The following is a 21242-nucleotide window of genomic DNA, read 5'->3' as shown; positions in this document are numbered from 1 at the left end:
GTGTTAATTTAGTAAACGGCTTAATTCAGTAATGTGACGTAATTCTAACGTTGCTAACTGTTTAATCGGATGACCAACATCATAGGTTGATACCCATGCTGTTTGGCAACCATATTTAGCTGCACCGATGATATCGTTAATGCCGCAGTCACCAACATGTAAAAGTTCAATTGGCTTAATTGATAATTGCTGACAAGTTTTTGCAAACATATCGGCCGCTGGTTTTTGTTTATTACCTTGGCCTGCATGATAAATATGGGAAAAATATTGCGCCAAATTAATCGCTCTTGTATCTACATTTCCATTAGAAATAGCGACTAAAGGCCATTGGCTAGCTAACTTTAACAACAGTTCATGTACAACGTCAGGTACAACAAAGTTGCTACGTTGTTCTACAAAGTATTGGACCGCCTGCTGCGCCATAGTTTCTGCCTGCGCTTTATCAAAACCTAACGCCATCAAGCCTAAACGATAACTAACGTGTCTAAGTTCGCCAACATCATGGATCAGCTCATCATTCTCTAACAAAGCTTGTTGACGGTAACGAAACCAATATTGATAGCCATATTGACCATCAGGCAATAATGCAGCGAAATATTGCTGCATTTTTTTATCTGTCGCTATCATTACCGGAGCGTTATGATACAAGGTATCATCAAGATCAAAACTAATAGCCTTAAAAGGCAATAAACGACGATTATAACGCATTAACTTACCTGAAGTTGCACCAATAATTTAGCCACTAACTTTCTAAATTGGTTTAGTAATAAGGTATCCATTCTAGGCTCGAAATGATCGGCATCTTGAGAGCTAATAGCAATAAAACCTATCACTTTTTCATGATGCGATAACTTGATCATAACAACTGAACCTTCACAGGCTTGATCAAAAACCATTTGTTGTTCACGCTGTTGAATACGGCCAAAATAGTAATCTTCTGCGTGTAATCTATTATCCAAAATTTCTTGGCAATCTTGCTTTATAAGGCAATCATGATCAAAACTATAAGGTGCTACAAGCCATAGTTTTAATGACTTTAAAGATAATAGTTCAGTCGTTGCTTGGTGCAAGCAATTTAATAATTCTGCTGCGGTATCACAATCAAGTAAGCGTAGATATAAATCACTGTATAATGAAAATAATTGCTCATTTTGATTCGCCACTGACATCAAATGAGTAATTTCTTCTTCTAATGCTTGTACTTTTGTTCGTAATGCCAACTGTTGACGTTCAACGAGTGATATAGCACCTCGGTGAGGATCTGATAAACGTAATTGGGCGACTAAATCAGGCTGACGATTAAAAAAATCAGGGTTATCTTGTAAATAGGTCACAATTAACTCGTCGGTTAATTGTATGTCGACATCAGTTACCACTAAGTTTTCTGTTGAGTTTTCAGCAGTAATAGGGGTTTCATGTTTACTCATATATGAATTTGTCCATCGAAAACATGCACCGCTGGCCCTGTCATTTTTACAGGACTACCGGGGCCTTTCCAGTATATTTTTAATTTGCCACCAGGTAATTGCACAGTGACTTGTTTGGCGAGTTTTTTCTGAATTTGTCCAACAACAACAGCAGCACATGCGCCACTGCCGCAAGCTAATGTTTCTGCGGCTCCTCGCTCAAAAACGCGTAGTTTAATGAATTCAGGAGAAACAATCTCCATAAACCCTACATTTGCTCCTTGAGGAAAACGATCATGGGTTGCCAAGCGCGCGCCTAAATACTCAACTGGTGCTTTCGCAACATCGTCAACAGTTAACACACAATGCGGGTTTCCCATTGACGCAGCACCACACAGCACCGTTTCTTCGTCACTACGCAAGATGTAGGTCCCTTCTGCTTTTTGGGCAGTAAAAGGTATTTTACTCGGCTCTAGTTGCGGAACTGGCATATTGACAGTCACGTTACCATCACGCTCTATAAATAACGTCATTTTACCTGAGTGCGTAGATACACGAATTTTATTACGCCCGGTTAGCCCTTTCATTTTAACAAAACGGGCAAAGCATCTGGCGCCATTTCCGCATTGGCTAACCTCACTACCATCAGCATTAAAAATGCGATAATGAAAATCTAAATCAGGATCGTATGGTGGCTCGACAATCAATAATTGGTCAAAGCCAATACCAAAGTTTCGATCAGCGAGCATTTTGATTTGCTCATTAGGTAAATACACATTTTGTGTCACGTTATCGAGCACTAAAAAATCATTACCCAACCCATGCATTTTTGAAAAATTTACTAACATCTAGCTCTCTTAAGGAAGCAAGGCTTCTCCCTGCCATAAACTTGCTAATGACTCGCGCTGTCTGATAACAAATGCTTTGTCACCATCTACCATCACTTCCGCGGCTCTTGGTCGACTATTATAATTTGAACTCATAGTAAAACCATAGGCACCTGAAGATCGAACGGCAAGTAAATCACCAGCTTCAATAGCCAATGCTCTATCTTTACCGAGAAAATCCCCTGTTTCACACACAGGGCCCACTACATCATAATTTTTTTCCGGAACGTTCTTGTGCTCTATCACGGGTATTATAGATTGCCAAGCTTGATATAGCGCAGGGCGAATAAGGTCATTCATTGCACCATCAACAATCGCAAAATGTCTATCTTGATTGGTTTTTAAAAACTCAACTTCAGTCACCAAAATACCAGCATTGGCCATAATTGCTCGGCCGGGTTCATAAATAAGTGTAATATCTCTGTCAGACAGTTTTTCTGCAATAGCTTCGGCATATTGTTGAGGATGAGGCGGTTGCTCATCTTGATAACACACACCTAGGCCACCACCGACATCAATATGAGACAGTGTTATTCCCTGCTCAGCTAAGGTGTCCACTAAAACCAACACACGATCAAGTGCATCTAAAAACGGGGCAATTTCAGTAAGCTGCGAACCAATATGACTATCAATACCTTTGACATCGATATGAGACAAAGTAGCTGCGTGCGCATAAATACGATAGGCGTCATCAATACTTACGCCAAATTTATTCTCTTTTAACCCAGTGGAAATATAGGGATGTGTGCCGGCATCCACATCAGGATTCACCCGTAATGAAATAGGCGCGATTTTATTCATTGATTGTGCGACTTGCTGTATACGCGCAAGTTCAGCTTCTGATTCAACATTAAAACAATAAATGCCTTTCTCTAAAGCGTAGGCTATTTCATCCGCTTTTTTTCCGACCCCAGAAAAAACCACTTTAGCAGGATCACCGCCGGCTTCTAATACGCGAGCTAACTCACCTTTTGAAACAATATCAAAGCCCGATCCTAATCGCGCTAAAATATTGAGCACAGCGATATTGCTATTGGCTTTTACCGCATAGCAGACTAAATGCTTTCGACCCGCAGCTGCGTTATCAAAAGCATGCCAATGACGTTCAATGGTTGCCCGAGAATAGACAAATAAAGGTGTGCCGTAGGTTTTCGCTAATTCAGCAACGGCACAATCTTCGGCATATAACTGCGCCGAGCGACGATTAAAAAAATCCACTATTGTTGTTCCTGTTTTTCTACCGGTTGCTCAATAACTGAATTAGTCTGTGTTTTTTTCTCGTTTGATTCTTGATATAAAGGACCAGGCATTCCACAGCCGGAAAATAACACTATTGAGAGTAAGCCACCGAAAATAATTGAATTTTGTTTACGCATTTTTGATTAATTCGATTTTTTTCCCATGATAGACGTTTTATAATCTCATGACCATCAATTACCAACGAATCGAAGACTAATTTTTTCGATTCAATAAAAGGACCACTCAATGAACGATACACAGTACAATTTAATGGCAGACGACCTATTACTGACACTTGAAGAAGCGATAGAAGACTGCGGTATTGATATCGATTATGAAGGTGTTGGTGGTATGCTAACGTTAACCTTCAAAAATGCCAGTAAAATCATCATTAATAAGCAAGCTCCATTACATGAAATTTGGGTTGCTACCAAATTTAACGGTCATCATTTTCACTATGACAATGAACAATGGATCGACAAACGCGGTGGTGGTGAATTTTGGCAATTTATCTCTGACGCTGTGACTAAACAAGCAGACGCACAAGTGACATTAAGCGCACAATAATTAGGATCCCGCATGACACAACCTATCATTCGTATCGCCACACGAAAAAGTGCTTTAGCACTTTGGCAAGCAGAGTATGTAAAAGCTCAACTTGAACATTTTCACCAAAACATCACTGTTGAACTTGTACCTATGACGACAAAAGGTGATATTATTTTAGATACGCCCTTAGCGAAAGTTGGCGGCAAAGGATTATTTATCAAAGAGTTAGAGGTGGCAATTTTAGAAGGCAAAGCGGATATTGCCGTTCACTCAATGAAAGATGTACCGGTTGAGTTTCCTGAAGGTTTAGGGCTGGAAGTTATTTGTCCTCGTGAAGACCCTCGCGATGCCTTCGTTTCCAATACAGTAAATAGCATTGAAGAACTACCACAAGGTGCTGTGGTTGGTACCTCAAGTTTACGCCGAGAAAGCCAATTACGCGCCATGCGACCAGATCTTGTTATTCGTAGTTTACGTGGCAATGTCAATACTCGTCTAGCTAAACTCGATGCTGGAGAGTTTGATGCTATCGTATTAGCAGCAGCAGGACTTATTCGATTAAAAATGTTAGATCGTATTCGTCAATACATTGCTCCAGAAATCATGTTACCCGCCAACGGACAAGGTGCTGTAGGCATTGAATGTAGAACAGACGATGAACACGTTAAGGCATTATTGGCACCATTAGAATGTAAAAAAACACGCACTAGAGTGCTAGCCGAACGTGCAATGAACTGTAAATTAGAAGGCGGTTGTCAAGTTCCTATTGGTAGCTATGCAACTCTCGAAGGCTCAACAATTTATTTACGTGGCTTAGTAGGTGCAGTAGATGGCAGTAAAATTATTAGTGATGAGATTATTGGACAAGCCGACCAAGCCGAAACATTGGGTACAGCCTTAGCAGAGAAATTACTCTCGCAAGGTGCTGACAGCATTTTAAAAATGGTATATGAGCAATAACCTGTACGTGCTAAATACCCGTCCTGAACCCGCCTGTTGGCAATTACAACAGGCGCTTAATACGGCGGGTATCAATAATTTATGTCAACCATTACTAGAATATCAATTTAACGGTGATGGCGTGCAGCTTGAATCGTTAATCGACACGTTTCTACCCAACATTGTGATATTTATTAGCCAAGCAGCGGTTGAGTTTGCGCATAATAGCTATGCGTTGTCTCAATGGCTAAAGCAAGATACCACTATCATTGCCGTTGGTGAAAAAACTCAACAATGTCTCGCAAACCTGGGTTATCAAGCTATTTTCCCAACACAACATAACAGTGAGGGCATGCTAGCATTAGCTGAACTTGCAACAGAAAAGGTTGTGAATCAGCATGTTTTAATCATACGTGGGAACGGTGGTAGAGAACATTTAGCGCGATCATTAATTAAGCGTGGTGCTAAAGTAGAGTATTTCGAAAGTTACCAACGAAATTGGCTAAATATTGCAGCAGAACAAGACAAAGTCTGGAAAAATAAGCAAATTAACGCTATGGTCATCACTAGTGAATCACAATTAATACGCATGGTTGATGTTCTCAAACCAATGGATGATTATTGGACGCAGCATTGCACGTATATTGTGCCCAGTGAACGCGTAGCAGATACAGGTAGAGCATTAGGCTTACGTAACATATTGATCAGTAACGGCGCCAGTGACAACGCCATTGTGACAACATTAAAAGGCATGGAATAATCCTATGACTGACTCATCATCTTCTGATAAGAATACGCCTGACAACACGCTTAAAAGCACAGAGCCACCTATCAAAAAAGACGCTAAAGCTAAACCTACGGTTTCGCCAAGAAAACCTGATAGAACTAGTGCACGTACTCCCGTGGCCTCCCCTAAACAGCCTATTTCAAAAACAGCAATTGTCTCGCTTTTATTGTCTTTAGCCACCATTGCAGGCGTCGCCGCCTTATTTTATTGGCATCAACAACATGCTTCTGAACAACAAACTTCAATTAACACGAAAATTCAACAAAACAACGATCAGTTTGGCCAACAAGTCACGCAACTTTTACGTCAGCAGCAGGTTAACTTTCAGCAGCAGCTTACCAGTGCATTAGCAGAAACAACTGCACAAAACGAAGCTCGTATTGCACAATTAAATGCACAAATATCTCGATTAGAACAATCATCACCAGAAGATTGGCTTTTACATGAAGCAGATTATTTAATTCGCATAGCAAGCAGAACTATATGGTTCGAGCGTGATACAAAAGCCGCTATCAATTTATTAAAAGACGCAGATGAACGTTTAAAAGCATTAGATTCCGCGAAATTTTTGTCGATTAGGCAATTAATAAGAGCCGATATAGAAGCATTAAAACTTGTGCCTGAATTAACCACAGAAGAAGCAACATTAACGTTAATGGCATTAGACGAACAGATAGCACAATTACCCTTAGCAATGGCTGACATTCCCGAATCAATTGACAACGAAGAAGACTTAACGCTCTCAAACAACACTGCTGATTGGCGTGAAAACCTAGCCAAAACTTGGCAACGCTTTAAACAAGATTTTATTACGATAAGACGACGTAATGGCCAAGTAGAACCGCTAATGTCGCCTGCTCATCAACAAAACTTAAAAGAAAATTTATCGCTGACTTTGCAACAAGCTCAATGGGCAGCAAGTAAAGAAAATAACGCACTTTATCTTGCTTCATTGGATAAAGCACAAGCATGGTTACTCACTTACTTTGATACTAATGAACAAAAAACCATAAAGTTTAATCAAGCGTTGCAGTCACTTAAAAATGAAACTATCGAATTTCAACTGCCAAGTAATTTGCAGTCACTAGAAGCAATTAAACAACACATGAGTGAGTCTGAGCTTGAAACGCTACCTCAGCAGCAAACACCTATAAACTCACCAGTACAGCAAGAAGTACAGCAAAGCGATATTAGCGCACAAAACGGAGACGTTATATGAAACGCCTAATTTTAGCGCTAATTTTATTTTTTTCCGCGGTTGCACTAAGCCCTATTCTCATTGGTGAAAAAGGCTATATTCTGGTAGCAATGGGCGATTACACTTTGGAGTCAACAGTAGTCACAGCGCTCATTGCCGTTACCGTTTTATTCCTTACCTTACTGATCATTCTTAAACTTTTACGCGGTGGATTATCATTGAGCTTTTCTGCTTGGCATAAAGTCAGGTTTTCTGGCCAACGACGTGCATTACGTAACTTTCAAAAAGGCATTGCCGCTTACGTATTAGGTGATAATAAACAGGCTGAACACTTATTAGTTAAATCTGCTGATAGCATCCCATTTACCGAAACTGCCTACTTAATGGCTGCAAATGCAGCTAACTTACAAGGGTTACCAGACAACACAAAACATTATTTACAGCAAATAAATGGCAACCAACTCGACGTCAAAGAAACAGGCCTAGAGTCAGTCTTAATCACGATAAAATTATTGTTAAACCATCAAGAATTTTCCAACGCAAGAACACTTATCGACAAGTATCATAAATATATTGGTCACGATGACCGTTTACTGGCATTGGAACTAGATTTGAGCTTGATCGAACAACGCTTTTTTTACGTGGTTGAACAATTAAATAAAGCACAAAAAAGTAAACACTTTACGAAGCAGCAAATAAACAGTTGGCAACAAGCTGCATTTTCAGGGGCTTTTCATCAAAAAATTACCAAAGAAAGTCAGCAGGCATTAAATAATTATTGGAATAATTTACCTCGCAAGGTTAAGCAAGAAGAAACTGTTTTACTTGCCTATTGCCAAGTATTAGCTGCAAATCGCATCAATAAACCGCTGACCGAATTATTATTACCAACCGTTAAAAAAGGCGCGAATGATAAGTTCATTTATGCGATAAGACAGTTACCGCTAACGCAAGTAGATGCATTAATTCAAGCCGTGCAAAAACACTTACACCATGATGCTAAAAACGCAAAATGGTTAACGGCACTCGCTCATTTATCAGCAATGGATCAACAATGGGAAATGGCAGAGAAAGCTTTTAATGCACGTTTACATCTTGAAGAGCAACCAGTTGATACACTCGATCTCACGACTTTCGCTCACGTATTAGAACAGCTTAATAAGCCTGAACAGGCAATTTCGGCATTGAAAAAGGCGCTCGCTATTTCAGGTGTGCATAACACATTAAAAGTAAGTGGTGAATAAAGCACCAACCAAGGCAAGGAACAACAAGCGTAATATTGACCACTTCAATACTTTTAACAGCAATATTCCCACAACAACCCAAGCAAAGTCAGTTGCCGAATTTACCGCACAAACAAAGAGTGGTTGATAAAGCGCACTGATGAGCAACCCAACTACTGCCGCATTAATCGCGATAATAGCGCCTGCAACTTTTTTATGTGCAGCAAGGCGTTGCCAATTCGGTAAAAAAGCAATCATTAATAAAAAGCCAGGTAAAAAAATAGCAAGAGTGGCTGTTAATGCTCCGATAAAGGGTGCAGATGAAAATTCTATGGCACCTAAGTAACTTGCAAAGGTGAACATTGGCCCAGGTACACCTTGAGCGGCAGCATAACCAGCCATAAAAATATCATTATGTACTACGTCATTAGTCGCCGTTTGTAACAACGGTAAAACCACATGACCACCACCAAAAACTAAACTTCCCACTTGAAAGTAGCGAGTAAACAACGACAATAAGGGTTGTGTGTATGCCAATAAACTCAGTAAAAATACCGAAATAAATACTATTAACCAGTAATAGTTTTTTGGTCGACTGTTATCGATTACCTCTGCTTTATTCAACGATTCTGATGATAAGTATCGTGCACCAATCAAGGCAAATAGCGTCAAAACCAACAAGTGACTCATCGAAACAGAAAAAAGCAGTAAGCTTATCGTTGTGACCAAACAAATAGTCTGCGTTGCTTTGGTTTTACAAAACTGAGTAAACATGGTGTACACCGCATCAGTCACCACCACCACAGCAAGTAATTTAAAGGTAGTCATTAAAGTGGTTAAATAAGGGTGTTTACTATAGCTAGAATAGGTCGTTGCAAATAACCACATCAGTAAGAAAGAAGGCAGGGTAAAAGCTAAAAATGCTAAAATAGCACCGAAGATACCTGCACGCTGATAGCCGATAGCAAAGCAAACTTGGCTAGATCCTGGTCCAGGTAATATTTGTGATAAGGCAACGATATTGCTATAAGCTTGTTCAGTTAACCATTTTTTTTCATCAACAAACGTGCGATGAAAATAACCAATATGAGCAACCGGCCCACCAAAGGACAGACAGCCGAGCATTAAAAAAGATCTAAAAATTTGCCACAAAGTTGTAATACCCTAATAGACTTAAATCTACCATAGTAGTCATTATCTATGACATTAGCATGACAACAGTACACAAAAGCCTTATTTGATAACAATAATTATATTGCTATTAAATAAGGCTCTTGGCCTTGATGCTTTGCTTTTCGGCTAAAAGAGCCTTTACCCTTTTTGGCATTAACGACTTGGGTTTTAAACACTTTGGAGGTAACTAGCGCCGCTAAATAGTCATGCTTAATTTCACCTCGACCATGTTCAGTGATATGATTTTTTTTACCTTTTTTACTCATCTGTTTTCCTCTTTGGTTAATGATGGCTATTATAAAAATATCAGGCATGAAAAAGATACCATTTTTAATTCCATGACATCACCAATCATTACTATTAAACCGAAAGCTAAATGCCATGGGCTATTTATAACCTTAGCAAGCTTAGTGGCGTTATTAATTATTACCCTATTCAGTCAGTTTTATTGGCAGCAAGCTAGGTTTGTATTAATGTTCTTGATACTGGCTAGTATCGCAGGCATAACCCTAGGTGTATTAAAGTTATTAGAACCTAAAACCAGCTTTTTTTTGTCACCACAATGTCTAAAATTTCAACATAGAAAGGGCTACTGGCAGCTTGAATGGCAGCAAATATTGGCAATACGGCCGTTAACCAACGCTCGTGGCATAGTGCTAGACGACTTGAATTATATCGGCTTAGCGATTGATAACATCGATACTTTTAAAGACAAAATATCAGCCAGACTCGCTAATCATTTGATCCATGAACAACGGCCGTTAGTCACTTACTGTGTTGCCAACAAATTAATTAAACCTGAACAGGCTGTGATTAATTTCGAACCCTACAAATGTAATAATGGCGAGCAAATAAAAGGGCCAATAGCGGGCTTTTTGCATCAGTGTCAGACATTAAAACAAGCCCTTGGTGCACATTTATTCATTACTGATGGTAATATTGATCGCTCACTCACCGAATTTGCAGCATTACTTAGAGATTGTAAAACAAGCAGTGAAGATTACATAAAAAAAGCACCCTAAGGTGCTTTATCTGCCACTTACATAAATTTATATATACGCAAATGCATCGGCGAACATATGATTAATATTAGCGCCATTGGCGACAAAATCCGTTCGCACCACACCCACCATATCAAATCGTCCAGCAACATAAATGTCATAATCTGCTAAATTGGTAATGTCATTCATGACAACTTTATGCACCATGCCTGTTTTTCCCAACCAATCATCATGCGGCGTTTCTATAACAGGTATAAATTTACCGTGTGCTAAGCCTTCAACAGTATTTGCTGTTTGCTCGAGTTCATAACAAGCACTTGGCTCCCTAAGACCCCAGTACACTAAAACTTCACGTCGGCTGCCAGTATCAGCAAGGTATTCAAACATAGATTTGATATAAGAAAAGCCTGTGCCGCCTGCTAACAAAATAATGGGTCGATCGCTACCTTGACGCAGTTCTGCACCGCCTAATGGTATTTCAACCAATACACTGTCATTTGCTTTAATACGCTCAATCACTTGCATAGGATAACTATCAGCACCAAAAGCACCGATTTGCAATTCAATGAGTTCATTATTGGGTGAACTTGCAATTGAAAAAGGACGTTTATCATTTTCATCCATGATGAAATTTAAATATTGCCCGGGTAGAAAGTCGACCTTTTGTTCAGGTCGCAATAACACTTTATATACATGCTCAGTCAATGAAGTAATTGACTCAACGTTACACTGTACTTGCTTCATTTGTTAACCTTTATCGAACGTAACTATTACTGTTCGTTACGTTGTTTGTCTATTTCTTCGATGCCTAATTCACACCAAATTTCATCTACTGCAGTTTTAATCGATTCATCCATGACGATGGGTACGCCCCATTCTCGGTCTGTTTCACCTTGCCATTTGTTTGTTGCATCCATGCCCATCTTAGATCCTAACCCTGAAACAGGTGAGGCGAAATCTAAGTAATCGATTGGCGTATTTTCTATCAAGGTTGTATCACGAGCAGGATCCATACGCGTTGTCATCGCCCAGATTACATCTTTCCAATCTCGAGCATTAACATCATCGTCACAGACAATCACAAACTTGGTGTACATAAACTGTCGTAAGAATGACCATACCCCCATCATCACGCGTTTAGCATGACCTGGGTATTGCTTTTTCATCGTAACAACAGCTAGTCGATACGAACAACCTTCAGGCGGCAAGTAAAAGTCAACAATTTCTGGAAATTGCTTTTGTAATATCGGTACAAAAACTTCGTTTAACGCAACACCTAAAATTGCCGGTTCATCTGGTGGTCTACCTGTATAGGTACTGTGATAAATTGGTGATTTACGCTGAGTAATATGTGTGACGGTAAATACGGGGAAGTCATCCACCTCGTTATAATAACCGGTATGATCACCATATGGCCCTTCTGGCGCCATTTCTTCTGGGTCAATGTAACCTTCAAGAACAATTTCTGCCGAAGCAGGCACTTCTAAATCGTTACTAATGCAGCCAACAACTTCAGTTTTACTTCCACGTAATAGTCCTGCAAATGCATACTCAGACAAACTATCTGGAACCGGAGTTACAGCACCTAAAATAGTAGCAGGATCAGCACCTAAAGCGACAGATACTGGAAATTTTTCCCCAGGATTTGTTTGTTTCCACTCTTGGAAATCTAATGCGCCACCTCTATGTGATAACCAACGCATGATCACTTTATTTTTACCCAATAATTGCTGGCGATAAATACCTAAATTCTGCCGTGATTTATGCGGCCCTTTGGTAACGGTTAAGCCCCAAGTAATTAGCGGTGCAACATCGCCTGGCCAGCATTTTTGAATAGGTAGCTTAGTTAAATCAACATCATCATCGGTAATTACGATTTCTTGACAAGGGGCTTTTTTCACCACCTTAGCCGGCATGTTCAATACTTGTTTATATACTGGTATTTTTGCTAAGGCGTCTTTAAAACCTTTTGGCGGTTCGGGTTCTTTTAACATAGCAAGTAACTTGCCTACATCACGCAAAGCAGCTACATCTTGTTGTCCCATAGCTAACGCAACGCGTTCTGGGGTACCAAAAAGATTGGTAAGAACGGGGATTTCATAACCTTCGGGGTTTTCAAATAATAATGCAGGACCGCCTGCTCTTAGCGTGCGGTCACTTATTTCTGTCATCATCAAATCAGTTGAAATCGGCATCGTGATCCGTTTTAACTGACCTAATTTTTCAAGCTGGTTAATAAAGTCTCGTAAGTCGCTATATTTCATTGGCTACTTTTTCGTTGCACGTTTAATATTTGAAAGCGCGAATACTACACTATTGTTCACTATTTGTCGTTTAAAGCACAAAAAATTTAAACCAAATAAAACACAATTCTTACCAGATGTATGCATTGATAGGGCAAATTAACACAAAAAAATAGCTATAAAACACACAATTCTTTATTAAAATCTGACTAATTCTTAAGATAGAATAAGAACACTTCAGTTTACTTTAAAGAAGCATAATACGCCGCTAAATTTATGATATCTTCTTCGCTTAATGGCATTACCATAGATGCCATAATTGTGTCTTCACGCACACCACTTTTAAACTCTTTTAATTGCTTAATAAGATACTGTTCTTTTTGTCCCGCGAGATTAGGGTAGTTTGGCGCAGCACTGATTCCTTTATCCCCATGACAGGTTGAACATACAGCCGATTTTTCTTTACCTGCTTTTATATCTGCTGCAATTGAGTTAAAAGGTACGAAAGCAACCAAAAACATTAACAAAAAATTTTTCAAAACTATTCTCCACAACATTCGTTATTAATAATAAAGATATATACAAAAATATGATCCCATCGCGCTATCATTTCAGGTGTAATTTTTGCCCTTTCAGCGTTAAATCAAACATTTGACGAATAATGTCGACCTTAACTTTCAGCCAACTGACGGAGGCAACTTAGCCGAACAACATATGAAAGTTTAAAAAAGGCGGGAAGTACCATAATGATTACATGGCCAAAAATTTGCGTTCCTAAGTTCAGATGTTCCTCAAAGCCATATACCAGTGTTATGGCACATGTCGTCAAAATAAACGTCATTAACATCGTTAAATTAGCAACTCTTAACAGCTTCATACTGATTACTACTTCTTCTACTTCATTTTGGTGAAAGCATTGTAGTCAGGCACTTAAGGTTTGTATAATGAATATAACAATCATTTTATATTCATTTTTTTAATATTAAGGAGAGAGGGGGACTGTGGATTGCTTACTAGTGCAAACTTTTCTCTGTATTTGTAGGATGCATAGTTTTAGTGCGGCAGCACAAGAGTTATGTATTACGCAAACGGCAGTAACAGCAAGAATAAAACAACTTGAACAACATATCGGTTTCCTGTTATTCATTAGAAATAAAAATGGAGCTAAATTAACAGAGCAAGGTCAACAATTTAAACCTTTTGCAATGCAAATAGTTGAAGCATGGGATTCAGCTAAACACGAAATTTCTTTCAAAGGCAGCTTACAAAATTCATTAGTTATTGGCTGTGAGCTTTCGCTTTGGAATCCAATAGCCGCTCAGTGGTTAATTGAACTTGAAAAAAAATTTCCACAATTGCGCATCGTACTTGAAGTCAATGACAGTGCATTATTATACGAAAAACTGTTATCGAATCATTTAGACATTGTACTTTCTCATACAGAAAATTATCGCCAAAGTATTGGCCTGTTCCATTTACTTGATGAAACCCTAATTCATGTTAAATCTGCTCAACAGCCTTCACCGTATATATTTGTCGACTGGGGGGAAAAGTTCAAACAAATGCACCATGAGGCATTACCAGAGTTTGCACATAGCAATATGGCGGTAACCTTAGGGCCTGTCGCCTTACAAATCATCTTAAACCGTGGTGGCAGTGGTTATTTTAGAACAAGAGTGGTGAATCAATACCTTAAAAGTGGTGAACTAAAACTCTGTAAACAATCACCGCAATTCTCATATCCAGTGTATTTTGCCTACAATAAACATATTTCGATAGACGTCGACGAAATAAAACACTCTTTATTGACTGCATTTGAGCAAAATGATGACTGGTTTTAACGCATAAATTCGAAAGGAATTGGCTTTATAATATCAGCTTTTTAAACTAGCCTTAGTTTTTCGCGAAAAAAACGGCCAATCAAAACATGATCAGCCGTCGGTATATTATCGTATTTAAGACTTGTTATTTACGCTTCATCGAATCAAAAAATTCGTCGTTCGTTTTTGTCATGGCCAGTTTATCTATCATAAACTCCATGGCATCAATTTCACCCATTTCATGCACTATTTTGCGTAATATCCACATTTTTTGCAGTTCATCAGGCTTAGTCAATAATTCTTCACGACGTGTTCCACTACGATTAAAGTGAATAGCTGGGAATACACGTTTCTCGGCAATTTTACGAGATAGATGTAATTCCATATTACCCGTACCTTTAAATTCCTCGTAAATCACTTCATCCATTTTAGAGCCTGTTTCAATCAAAGCTGTGGCAATAATAGTTAAGCTACCACCTTCTTCGATATTACGAGCAGCACCAAAGAAACGTTTCGGACGGTGCAAGGCATTGGCATCAACACCACCGGTTAATATTTTACCTGATGAAGGAATAACGGTGTTATAAGCACGCGCTAAACGGGTAATTGAATCAAGTAGAATGACCACGTCTTTTTTGTGTTCAACTAAACGCTTAGCTTTTTCAATCACCATTTCTGCTACTTGTACATGGCGATTGGCTGGCTCGTCAAAGGTTGATGCAACAACTTCACCTTTCACCAGGCGTTGCATTTCTGTTACTTCTTCCGGACGTTCGTCAATCAATAGCACCATAAGCTCAGCTTCTGGGTGATTATAAGCAATACTTTGCGCTATATTTTGCAGTAATAGCGTTTTACCCGCTTTTGGCGGTGCAACAATCAAACCACGTTGGCCCTTACCAATAGGTGAGGCTAAATCAAGCACTCGCGCCGTAATATCTTCAGTTGACCCATTACCACGCTCCATGGTGATGCGCTGATTTGGATGAATCGGCGTTAAGTTTTCAAATAAGATTTTATTACGTGAATTCTCTGGGCGGTCAAAGTTAACTTCTGTCACTTTTAATAAGGCAAAATAACGTTCACCTTTTTTTGGCGCGCGTATTTTACCTGCAATGGTATCACCGGTACGCATACTAAAGCGTCGAATTTGGCTCGGAGAAACGTAAATATCGTCTGGGCCAGCTAAATATGATGAATCAGCTGAACGTAAAAAGCCAAAGCCATCTTGTAGTATTTCTAAAACACCACCACCAAAAATGTCATTGTCATTTTCAGCATGCTTTTTTAGTATTGCAAAAATAATATCTTGTTTACGTGTTCTAGCGAGGTCTTCTAACTGCATTGATTCAGCTAGTTTAACCAATTCATTGACGGATTTTTCTTTAAGTTCGGTAAGATTCATATTGAAGTTCTTAGGCTGTTTAACGGTTTATGTTGGCCTGCTGGCTTGTTGTTTGAATAGAGTTTGATTTGAAGAAATGTTATTTTCTTTCGAGTTATAAAGTTAGCATTAAATATTGAAAGCGTAAAGTTACAAATGATAGAAATTAAAAGGCTCGCAATTGGCGAGCCTAAAATCAACTTAACCTTTATAGGTTTGCGTCAATAAACTCTTTAAGTTGAGTTTTTGATAATGCACCTACTTTAGTATCGGCTACCGCACCATCTTTAAATAACAATAGTGTTGGAATACCACGGATACCATACTTAGGTGGTGTCGCATCATTTTGATCAATATTTAATTTAGCAACCGTTACTTTGTCTGCATATTCATCTGCAATATCGTTAAGTAATGGTGCAATCATTTTACAAGGTCCACACCATTCAGCCCAGAAGTCAACGAGTACTAGACCTGATGCATTGATGACGTCAGCTTCAAAACTGTCATCTGATAGTTGAACAATTTTATCGCTCATTTTTCTCTCCGTTTGTACTGGCCCTTAGCCAAATTGATCGAGATTATACGCGTATATAGTGTAATTACCATAGCTAAAAATTAATAGCATATATTCATTTTAAACACTCAATCGCCGTCATTTTCATAATTTGGATGTAAAATGCTTGAAATAATTAACAGTTTTGTGATGATTTATTACCCTTGGTTGTATTTATTACTACATTTACCTGTTAAGCTTATCGGCTATGAACAAAACACATTTATCAGATAAAAAATTTATCGAATTAGGCCTTGATCCTAAAGTTACCGCAGGTTTATCTGCGATGGGATTCGAGCAATGCACCAATATTCAGGCAAAATCATTACCCGTATTACTTGAAGGTAAAGATATTGCAGGGCAAGCACAAACAGGTGAAGGTAAAACTATCGCTTTTCTGGCTGCCACTTTCCACCACATACTTTCAAAGGGCAAAACAGAGCACAACCAACCTCGTGCTTTGATTATGGCGCCAACACGTGAATTAGCCATTCAAATTCATCGTGATGCAATTGAAATGGCTAAATCTACAGGGCTACGTTTAGGCGTTGTTTATGGCGGCGAAGGCTATGACAGCCAACGTCAAACTTTAGAACAAGGCGTTGATATTTTAATCGGCACCTGTGGCAGACTTATCGATTACTTTAAACAAGGTACTTATCATTTAAACAACCTTGACGTGATCGTATTAGATGAAGCCGATCGCATGTTTGATTTAGGCTTTATTAAAGACATTCGCTATATGTTTAGGCGCATGCCACCAGCAACAGAACGATTAAGCATGCTGTTTTCTGCAACCTTATCATTCCGTGTTAAAGAACTTGCTTTTGAGCATATGAACGACCCTGTCAGTGTAGAAGTAGCGCCCGAACAAAAAACGAATACGCGTATTTCTGAAGAATTATTTTATCCTTCTAATGAAGATAAGATGCGCTTATTACAAACCTTACTTGAAGAAGAATGGCCGGATAAAGCCATTGTTTTTGCAAATACTAAACATAGCTGCGAAAACATCTACAACCACTTAATTGCAGATGGTATACGTGTAGGTTTGCTTACGGGTGATGTGCCACAAAAGAAACGTTTAAAAATTCTTGAACAGTTCACTGAAGGGCACTTAGATATACTGGTTGCAACAGATGTTGCAGCAAGAGGATTACATATCCCTCAGGTTACACACGTGTTCAATTATGATCTACCTGACGACTGTGAAGATTACGTACATCGTATTGGCCGTACTGGCCGTGCAGGTGCTACAGGTCATGCGATAAGCCTAGCGTGTGAAGAGTACGTATTTAATTTACCAGCCATTGAAACTTACATTGACCATTCATTGCCCGTAAGTAAATACGATCACGAAGCTCTTATCACTGATTTTCCGAAACCTAAGCCACGGCAAAGACGTCAAAAGCCTCATCAAGGTGGTCAAAACCGAGGCAGGACGGGTAACCACAGAAGATAACTTATCGTAAGTGTATAAAACCATGTCAACAATTCACTCACCGTTATACGCCGTAATCGATTTAGGATCTAACAGTTTCCACATGTTGATTACGCGCCAATTAGCAAACAGTGTGCAAATTGTTGACAAGGTAAAGCGCAAAGTACGTTTAGCCTCTGGCTTAGATGAGCATAATCATTTGAGCGATGATGCCATCGCGCGTGGTTTAGAATGCTTAAGTTTTTTTGCCGAACGCTTACAAGATATTCCCATGCAAAACGTCAGGATTGTGGCAACCGCGACAATTCGCATTGCAACAAACCAAACCGAATTTCTCAATCAAGCAAATAAAGTACTCGGACAAAATATTCGTGTACTCACAGGCATTGAAGAAGCCAGTTATATTTATCAGGGTGTTGCCTATACAAGCCACGGTGAATCAAACCGCTTAGTGTTTGATATTGGTGGTGCAAGTACCGAAATTATCGTTGGACAAAATACTAACGCTAATAAAGTGATTAGCCTTGATATTGGCTGCGTAATTTTTAACCAGCGCTACTTTTCAGATCAACAACTTAACGATGAAAATTTTCAACAAGCTATTGATGCTGCTAAGCAATTTATTGCACCATTTATTTCAGAATTTAAATCAATTGGTTGGCAAAAAGTATTAGGTGGTTCAGGTACTATGCAAGCGCTTTCAGAGGTGCTTATGTTTCAGCGTAAGCCTGCATTGATTACCACAAACTTTTTACACGATATCAAGCAAAAATTAATCACCTGCCAGCGATTCGATGCTATTGATATTGACGGCTTAACTAGCGAACGTAAACCGGTTTTTGCTAGCGGAGTTGCCATTTTAATTGCCTTATTTGAAAGCTTTAATATCACACAGTTACAGCTTTCAAGTGGCGCGTTACGAGAAGGGTTGTTATATGAAATGCTACCCGACAACCAAAAAGTTGATTTACGACAACGAACAATCAATTCGTTAATGGAAAAATTTCATGTTGATCAACCTCATGCGAATAATATCCTGGCACAAGCACAACAGCTTTATGCCAGTTTTTCCTCTTCATGGGCGTTAACCGATAGCAACGGTTTAGCTTTATTAACTGCCGCATGTCAATTACATGAAATCGGGCTTTTATTAGCGTTTAAACACCATCAACAACACAGCGCCTATATTATCGAGCATAGCCAACTTCCCGGATTTGATCAGGCAGATAAACAATTACTGTGCGCACTTGTAACCATGTACAACGCTGATATTGACCCACAATTATTAACACTTCAATCAGCCTGCGACTTCCAAACAGCTTGTTATTTATTGGCGATTATCAGAATAGCGGTTATTTTGTGTCGTCGCAGAAAAGATGATGTATTACCGGTTTATCAAAGCAGCGCTACTAATAATGAAATCACTTTATGCTTACCTAAAGCTTGGTTAACTTTACACCCTTTAATTGCTGATGAACTCATTCAAGAAAATGATCATTTAAAGGCTATTGGCTTATCGCTTAAGATACATAGCCCAAATATTGGCAAGTAAAATAAAACCACCGCCTACCATCATTTGTATACTAACAAGCTCACCTAGTAAGAAATACGCAGCAATAATGCCATATAATGGCTCTAGGCTTACCGCGATACTTGCCGTTTGACCGCTTAACCTTTTTAACGAGAAGTTAAATAAGGAATGAGACAACGCCGTAAACACAACGCCCAATAACATGAGCAATTGCCACTGTGATAGACTCATAGAGACGGTAAAAAGGCCAATAAATGGTAATAACACAAGTGCCGCAAAACCGTTTTGATAAAAGGCCACTTGTTTAGCTTTCACTTCAGAGACAAACTTTCGGTTTAATAGCGTGAGGATCGCAAAGGAAAGTGCCGAAGCTAAGCCCCAATAAATACCTAATAGCGCATTATTAGAATATGCTCCATTTGGCAATAATAAGTAAATGCCTATTACCGTGATAACTGCTTGTATTAAGGTCGCTAATTTATACCGTTCAGCGAACAGCCACGGCTCAAGCATTGCAACAAAAACTGGAAACGCGGCAAACGTGAGTAATCCTATGGCTACGCTAGACACCTGAATAGCGCTAAAAAAGCTGACCCAATGAAAAGCGAGTATAGAGCCAGTGATGAAAAGCCCAAAGAGCCGGGATTTTGTAGTGAATAAATCATGTTTTTGATAGACAACAAGCAAGCAACCCAAAGCAATACAGGCAAAAAATGCGCGCCCAAAAACAATATCAATCGGCGATAAGGTTAACCACTTCGCAAACAATCCCGACAAAGCAAATAATAGCACTGCACTGTGTAGCGCCATAAATGCTTGTCGGTAATGCACCACTTTTTCTATGCCTGTTCTTTAAGCCAAGTAGCAACTTGTTTGGCAAAATAGGTTAAAATGCCGTCTGCTCCGGCACGCTTGAAGGCTAATAAGCCTTCCATAACACAGGGTTTTTCAGCTAACCAACCGTTTTGAATAGCCGCCATATGCATTGCATATTCACCACTCACTTGATATGCATAGGTCGGTACTTTAAATTCATCTTTCACCCGTCGAACTATATCAAGATAAGGCATACCCGGCTTAACCATCACCATATCCGCTCCTTCTTCAAGGTCTTGAGCAATTTCATGCATTGCTTCATCGCTATTAGCAGGGTCCATTTGATAAGAGTGTTTATTACCTCCTTTAATATTAGCTGCTGAGCCAACAGCATCTCTAAAGGGACCATAATAATTCGATGCATATTTTGCTGAGTAAGCGAGAATACGAGTATTTACATGACCTGCAGATTCTAATGCCTCACGAATTGCGCCAACTCTTCCATCCATCATATCTGACGGAGCAACAACGTCAGCACCTGCCGCTGCGTGGGATAATGCCTGCTTAACTAGAACCTCTGTTGTAACATCATTTAATACATAACCTTCGTCAAGGCCAGATTCACCTAAAATGCCATCTTGACCATGCACAGTGAATGGGTCAAGCGCAACATCGGTGATCACACCAAGTGAAGGATATTTCGCTTTCAGCGCACGTACTGCTCGTTGAGCCAAGCCGTCTGGATTATAGGATTCTTCGGCCATTAATGATTTTTTATCTTCAGGTGTTACCGGAAATAAGGCAATAGCAGGAATACCTAATTCAACTAACTCAGCTGCTTCTTCTAATAATAAATCAATGCTTTTACGTTCTACGCCAGGCATCGAAGCAACCGCTTCACGTTGTTGTTCACCCTCAAGTACGAACACTGGATAAATAAGGTCATTTACCGTTAATTGATGCTCTGCCATCAATTGCCGAGAAAACGAATTTCTACGCATTCTTCGCATGCGACGGGCGGGAAACTTGCCAAATTGGCCATTCATATCATA

23 protein-coding genes are annotated in these 21242 nt (G+C 39.3%); 9 read left to right on the top strand and 14 right to left on the bottom strand.

The window, feature by feature from the left end:
* Positions 1-3 precede the first annotated feature (3 nt).
* Genes Q4489_RS02990 through Q4489_RS02970 form a run of 5 tightly spaced genes read right to left on the bottom strand, consistent with a single transcriptional unit; the run spans position 4 to position 3669 of the window.
* Positions 4-708 carry an HAD-IA family hydrolase gene (locus Q4489_RS02990; RefSeq protein ID WP_303476905.1) on the bottom strand — a complete coding sequence of 235 codons (705 nt, stop codon included), beginning with the start codon at positions 706-708 and terminating at the stop codon, positions 4-6.
* Positions 708-1427 carry a DUF484 family protein gene (locus Q4489_RS02985; RefSeq protein WP_303476902.1) on the bottom strand — a complete coding sequence of 240 codons (720 nt, stop codon included), beginning with the start codon at positions 1425-1427 and terminating at the stop codon, positions 708-710. The genes Q4489_RS02990 and Q4489_RS02985 overlap by 1 nt, the downstream gene beginning before the upstream one ends.
* On the bottom strand, positions 1424-2254 hold the full coding sequence (gene dapF, locus Q4489_RS02980) for a diaminopimelate epimerase (RefSeq protein WP_303476900.1): 831 nt from the start codon (positions 2252-2254) through the stop codon (positions 1424-1426). The genes Q4489_RS02985 and dapF overlap by 4 nt, the downstream gene beginning before the upstream one ends.
* A 9-nt stretch (positions 2255-2263) precedes the next feature.
* A complete protein-coding gene (gene lysA / locus Q4489_RS02975; protein ID WP_303476898.1) occupies positions 2264-3511 on the bottom strand; it encodes a diaminopimelate decarboxylase in 1248 nt (415 codons plus the stop codon).
* Positions 3511-3669, bottom strand: a complete 159-nt coding sequence (locus Q4489_RS02970; RefSeq protein WP_303476896.1) for a hypothetical protein — start codon at positions 3667-3669, stop codon at positions 3511-3513. The genes lysA and Q4489_RS02970 overlap by 1 nt, the downstream gene beginning before the upstream one ends.
* Before the next feature lie 109 nt (positions 3670-3778).
* Between Q4489_RS02970 and cyaY the strand changes: the two genes are divergently transcribed.
* The 5 genes from cyaY to Q4489_RS02945 are packed head-to-tail and all read left to right on the top strand — an operon-like array spanning position 3779 to position 8249.
* Complete coding sequence (gene cyaY / locus Q4489_RS02965; RefSeq protein ID WP_303476893.1) at positions 3779-4099, top strand: iron donor protein CyaY; 321 nt, start codon at positions 3779-3781, stop codon at positions 4097-4099.
* A gap of 12 nt (positions 4100-4111) precedes the next feature.
* Complete coding sequence (gene hemC / locus Q4489_RS02960; RefSeq protein WP_303476891.1) at positions 4112-5041, top strand: hydroxymethylbilane synthase; 930 nt, start codon at positions 4112-4114, stop codon at positions 5039-5041.
* A complete protein-coding gene (locus Q4489_RS02955) occupies positions 5031-5780 on the top strand; it encodes a uroporphyrinogen-III synthase (protein ID WP_303476889.1) in 750 nt (249 codons plus the stop codon). The genes hemC and Q4489_RS02955 overlap by 11 nt, the downstream gene beginning before the upstream one ends.
* A 4-nt stretch (positions 5781-5784) precedes the next feature.
* Positions 5785-7026: a uroporphyrinogen-III C-methyltransferase gene (locus Q4489_RS02950; protein WP_303476887.1), complete on the top strand. Its 1242-nt coding sequence runs from the start codon at positions 5785-5787 to the stop codon at positions 7024-7026.
* The gene (locus tag Q4489_RS02945) at positions 7023-8249 is read left to right on the top strand and encodes a heme biosynthesis HemY N-terminal domain-containing protein (RefSeq protein WP_303476884.1); all 1227 of its coding nucleotides are present in this window, start codon (positions 7023-7025) and stop codon (positions 8247-8249) included. Before Q4489_RS02950 ends, Q4489_RS02945 begins: the two co-directional genes overlap by 4 nt.
* On the opposite strand, the gene chrA is transcribed toward Q4489_RS02945, so the two are convergent.
* Positions 8229-9380 (bottom strand): chromate efflux transporter, encoded by a 1152-nt coding sequence (gene chrA / locus Q4489_RS02940; RefSeq protein ID WP_303476880.1) that lies wholly within the window; start codon positions 9378-9380, stop codon positions 8229-8231. The genes Q4489_RS02945 and chrA overlap by 21 nt on opposite strands.
* Before the next feature lie 98 nt (positions 9381-9478).
* The gene (gene arfA / locus Q4489_RS02935) at positions 9479-9667 is read right to left on the bottom strand and encodes an alternative ribosome rescue factor ArfA (RefSeq protein ID WP_303476877.1); all 189 of its coding nucleotides are present in this window, start codon (positions 9665-9667) and stop codon (positions 9479-9481) included.
* A gap of 72 nt (positions 9668-9739) precedes the next feature.
* On the opposite strand from arfA, the gene Q4489_RS02930 reads away from it, so the two are divergent.
* Positions 9740-10423 (top strand): DUF2982 domain-containing protein, encoded by a 684-nt coding sequence (locus Q4489_RS02930; protein WP_303476874.1) that lies wholly within the window; start codon positions 9740-9742, stop codon positions 10421-10423.
* Between the two features lie 27 nt (positions 10424-10450).
* Here Q4489_RS02930 and fre read toward each other — a convergent pair whose 3' ends face one another.
* From fre to Q4489_RS02915, 3 genes are all read right to left on the bottom strand, one after another.
* A complete protein-coding gene (gene fre, locus Q4489_RS02925; RefSeq protein ID WP_303476871.1) occupies positions 10451-11146 on the bottom strand; it encodes an NAD(P)H-flavin reductase in 696 nt (231 codons plus the stop codon).
* A 26-nt stretch (positions 11147-11172) separates the two neighbouring features.
* Positions 11173-12666 (bottom strand): 4-hydroxy-3-polyprenylbenzoate decarboxylase, encoded by a 1494-nt coding sequence (gene ubiD, locus Q4489_RS02920; RefSeq protein ID WP_303476869.1) that lies wholly within the window; start codon positions 12664-12666, stop codon positions 11173-11175.
* Positions 12667-12887: 221 nt separating this feature from the next.
* On the bottom strand, positions 12888-13166 hold the full coding sequence (locus Q4489_RS02915; RefSeq protein WP_303477365.1) for a cytochrome c: 279 nt from the start codon (positions 13164-13166) through the stop codon (positions 12888-12890).
* Positions 13167-13646: 480 nt separating this feature from the next.
* Between Q4489_RS02915 and Q4489_RS02910 the strand changes: the two genes are divergently transcribed.
* Positions 13647-14486, top strand: a complete 840-nt coding sequence (locus Q4489_RS02910; RefSeq protein ID WP_368389581.1) for a LysR family transcriptional regulator — start codon at positions 13647-13649, stop codon at positions 14484-14486.
* Between the two features lie 124 nt (positions 14487-14610).
* Here the strand turns inward: Q4489_RS02910 and rho are convergent, their stop codons facing one another.
* Both rho and trxA read right to left on the bottom strand, forming a co-directional pair.
* Positions 14611-15870, bottom strand: a complete 1260-nt coding sequence (gene rho / locus Q4489_RS02905; protein ID WP_074496772.1) for a transcription termination factor Rho — start codon at positions 15868-15870, stop codon at positions 14611-14613.
* 187 nt (positions 15871-16057) lie between these two features.
* Positions 16058-16384 (bottom strand): thioredoxin TrxA, encoded by a 327-nt coding sequence (gene trxA, locus Q4489_RS02900; RefSeq protein ID WP_074496918.1) that lies wholly within the window; start codon positions 16382-16384, stop codon positions 16058-16060.
* A 226-nt stretch (positions 16385-16610) separates the two neighbouring features.
* Here trxA and rhlB point away from each other — a divergent pair, with 226 nt between their 5' ends.
* Together rhlB and Q4489_RS02890 are read left to right on the top strand one after the other, a co-directional pair.
* Positions 16611-17864: an ATP-dependent RNA helicase RhlB gene (rhlB, locus tag Q4489_RS02895; RefSeq protein ID WP_303476865.1), complete on the top strand. Its 1254-nt coding sequence runs from the start codon at positions 16611-16613 to the stop codon at positions 17862-17864.
* A 22-nt stretch (positions 17865-17886) separates the two neighbouring features.
* A complete protein-coding gene (locus Q4489_RS02890; protein ID WP_303476863.1) occupies positions 17887-19395 on the top strand; it encodes a guanosine-5'-triphosphate,3'-diphosphate pyrophosphatase in 1509 nt (502 codons plus the stop codon).
* Here Q4489_RS02890 and Q4489_RS02885 read toward each other — a convergent pair.
* Together Q4489_RS02885 and hemB are read right to left on the bottom strand one after the other, a co-directional pair.
* Positions 19357-20208, bottom strand: coding sequence for a DMT family transporter (locus Q4489_RS02885; protein WP_303476860.1), 852 nt, complete (start codon positions 20206-20208; stop codon positions 19357-19359). The two genes, Q4489_RS02890 and Q4489_RS02885, sit on opposite strands and share 39 nt — an antisense overlap.
* A gap of 5 nt (positions 20209-20213) precedes the next feature.
* Positions 20214-21236: a porphobilinogen synthase gene (hemB, locus tag Q4489_RS02880; protein WP_303476857.1), complete on the bottom strand. Its 1023-nt coding sequence runs from the start codon at positions 21234-21236 to the stop codon at positions 20214-20216.
* Positions 21237-21242 lie beyond the last annotated feature (6 nt).

This window comes from Thalassotalea sp. 1_MG-2023, assembly GCF_030546745.1.
In the GTDB taxonomy this organism is placed as follows: Bacteria; Pseudomonadota; Gammaproteobacteria; order Enterobacterales; family Alteromonadaceae; genus Thalassotalea_C.
Note: the sequence above shows the minus strand (reverse complement) of the source record. Positions and strands in the feature narration are given on the sequence as shown.

Excerpts from the sequence above, each read along its gene's own strand:
- Q4489_RS02945 (WP_303476884.1), top strand. The coding sequence starts at position 7,023 with ATGAAACGCCTAATTTTAGCGCTAATTTTATTTTTTTCCGCGGTTGCA.
- Q4489_RS02955 (WP_303476889.1), top strand. The coding sequence starts at position 5,031 with ATGAGCAATAACCTGTACGTGCTAAATACCCGTCCTGAACCCGCCTGT.
- dapF (WP_303476900.1), bottom strand. The coding sequence starts at position 2,254 with ATGTTAGTAAATTTTTCAAAAATGCATGGGTTGGGTAATGATTTTTTA.
- Q4489_RS02930 (WP_303476874.1), top strand. The coding sequence starts at position 9,740 with ATGACATCACCAATCATTACTATTAAACCGAAAGCTAAATGCCATGGG.
- Q4489_RS02915 (WP_303477365.1), bottom strand. The coding sequence starts at position 13,166 with ATGTTTTTGGTTGCTTTCGTACCTTTTAACTCAATTGCAGCAGATATA.
- Q4489_RS02985 (WP_303476902.1), bottom strand. The coding sequence starts at position 1,427 with ATGAGTAAACATGAAACCCCTATTACTGCTGAAAACTCAACAGAAAAC.
- ubiD (WP_303476869.1), bottom strand. The coding sequence starts at position 12,666 with ATGAAATATAGCGACTTACGAGACTTTATTAACCAGCTTGAAAAATTA.
- Q4489_RS02950 (WP_303476887.1), top strand. The coding sequence starts at position 5,785 with ATGACTGACTCATCATCTTCTGATAAGAATACGCCTGACAACACGCTT.
- rho (WP_074496772.1), bottom strand. The coding sequence starts at position 15,870 with ATGAATCTTACCGAACTTAAAGAAAAATCCGTCAATGAATTGGTTAAA.
- rhlB (WP_303476865.1), top strand. The coding sequence starts at position 16,611 with ATGAACAAAACACATTTATCAGATAAAAAATTTATCGAATTAGGCCTT.
- Q4489_RS02970 (WP_303476896.1), bottom strand. The coding sequence starts at position 3,669 with ATGCGTAAACAAAATTCAATTATTTTCGGTGGCTTACTCTCAATAGTG.
- hemB (WP_303476857.1), bottom strand. The coding sequence starts at position 21,236 with ATGAATGGCCAATTTGGCAAGTTTCCCGCCCGTCGCATGCGAAGAATG.
- trxA (WP_074496918.1), bottom strand. The coding sequence starts at position 16,384 with ATGAGCGATAAAATTGTTCAACTATCAGATGACAGTTTTGAAGCTGAC.
- arfA (WP_303476877.1), bottom strand. The coding sequence starts at position 9,667 with ATGAGTAAAAAAGGTAAAAAAAATCATATCACTGAACATGGTCGAGGT.
- cyaY (WP_303476893.1), top strand. The coding sequence starts at position 3,779 with ATGAACGATACACAGTACAATTTAATGGCAGACGACCTATTACTGACA.
- Q4489_RS02890 (WP_303476863.1), top strand. The coding sequence starts at position 17,887 with ATGTCAACAATTCACTCACCGTTATACGCCGTAATCGATTTAGGATCT.
- Q4489_RS02990 (WP_303476905.1), bottom strand. The coding sequence starts at position 708 with ATGCGTTATAATCGTCGTTTATTGCCTTTTAAGGCTATTAGTTTTGAT.
- hemC (WP_303476891.1), top strand. The coding sequence starts at position 4,112 with ATGACACAACCTATCATTCGTATCGCCACACGAAAAAGTGCTTTAGCA.
- fre (WP_303476871.1), bottom strand. The coding sequence starts at position 11,146 with ATGAAGCAAGTACAGTGTAACGTTGAGTCAATTACTTCATTGACTGAG.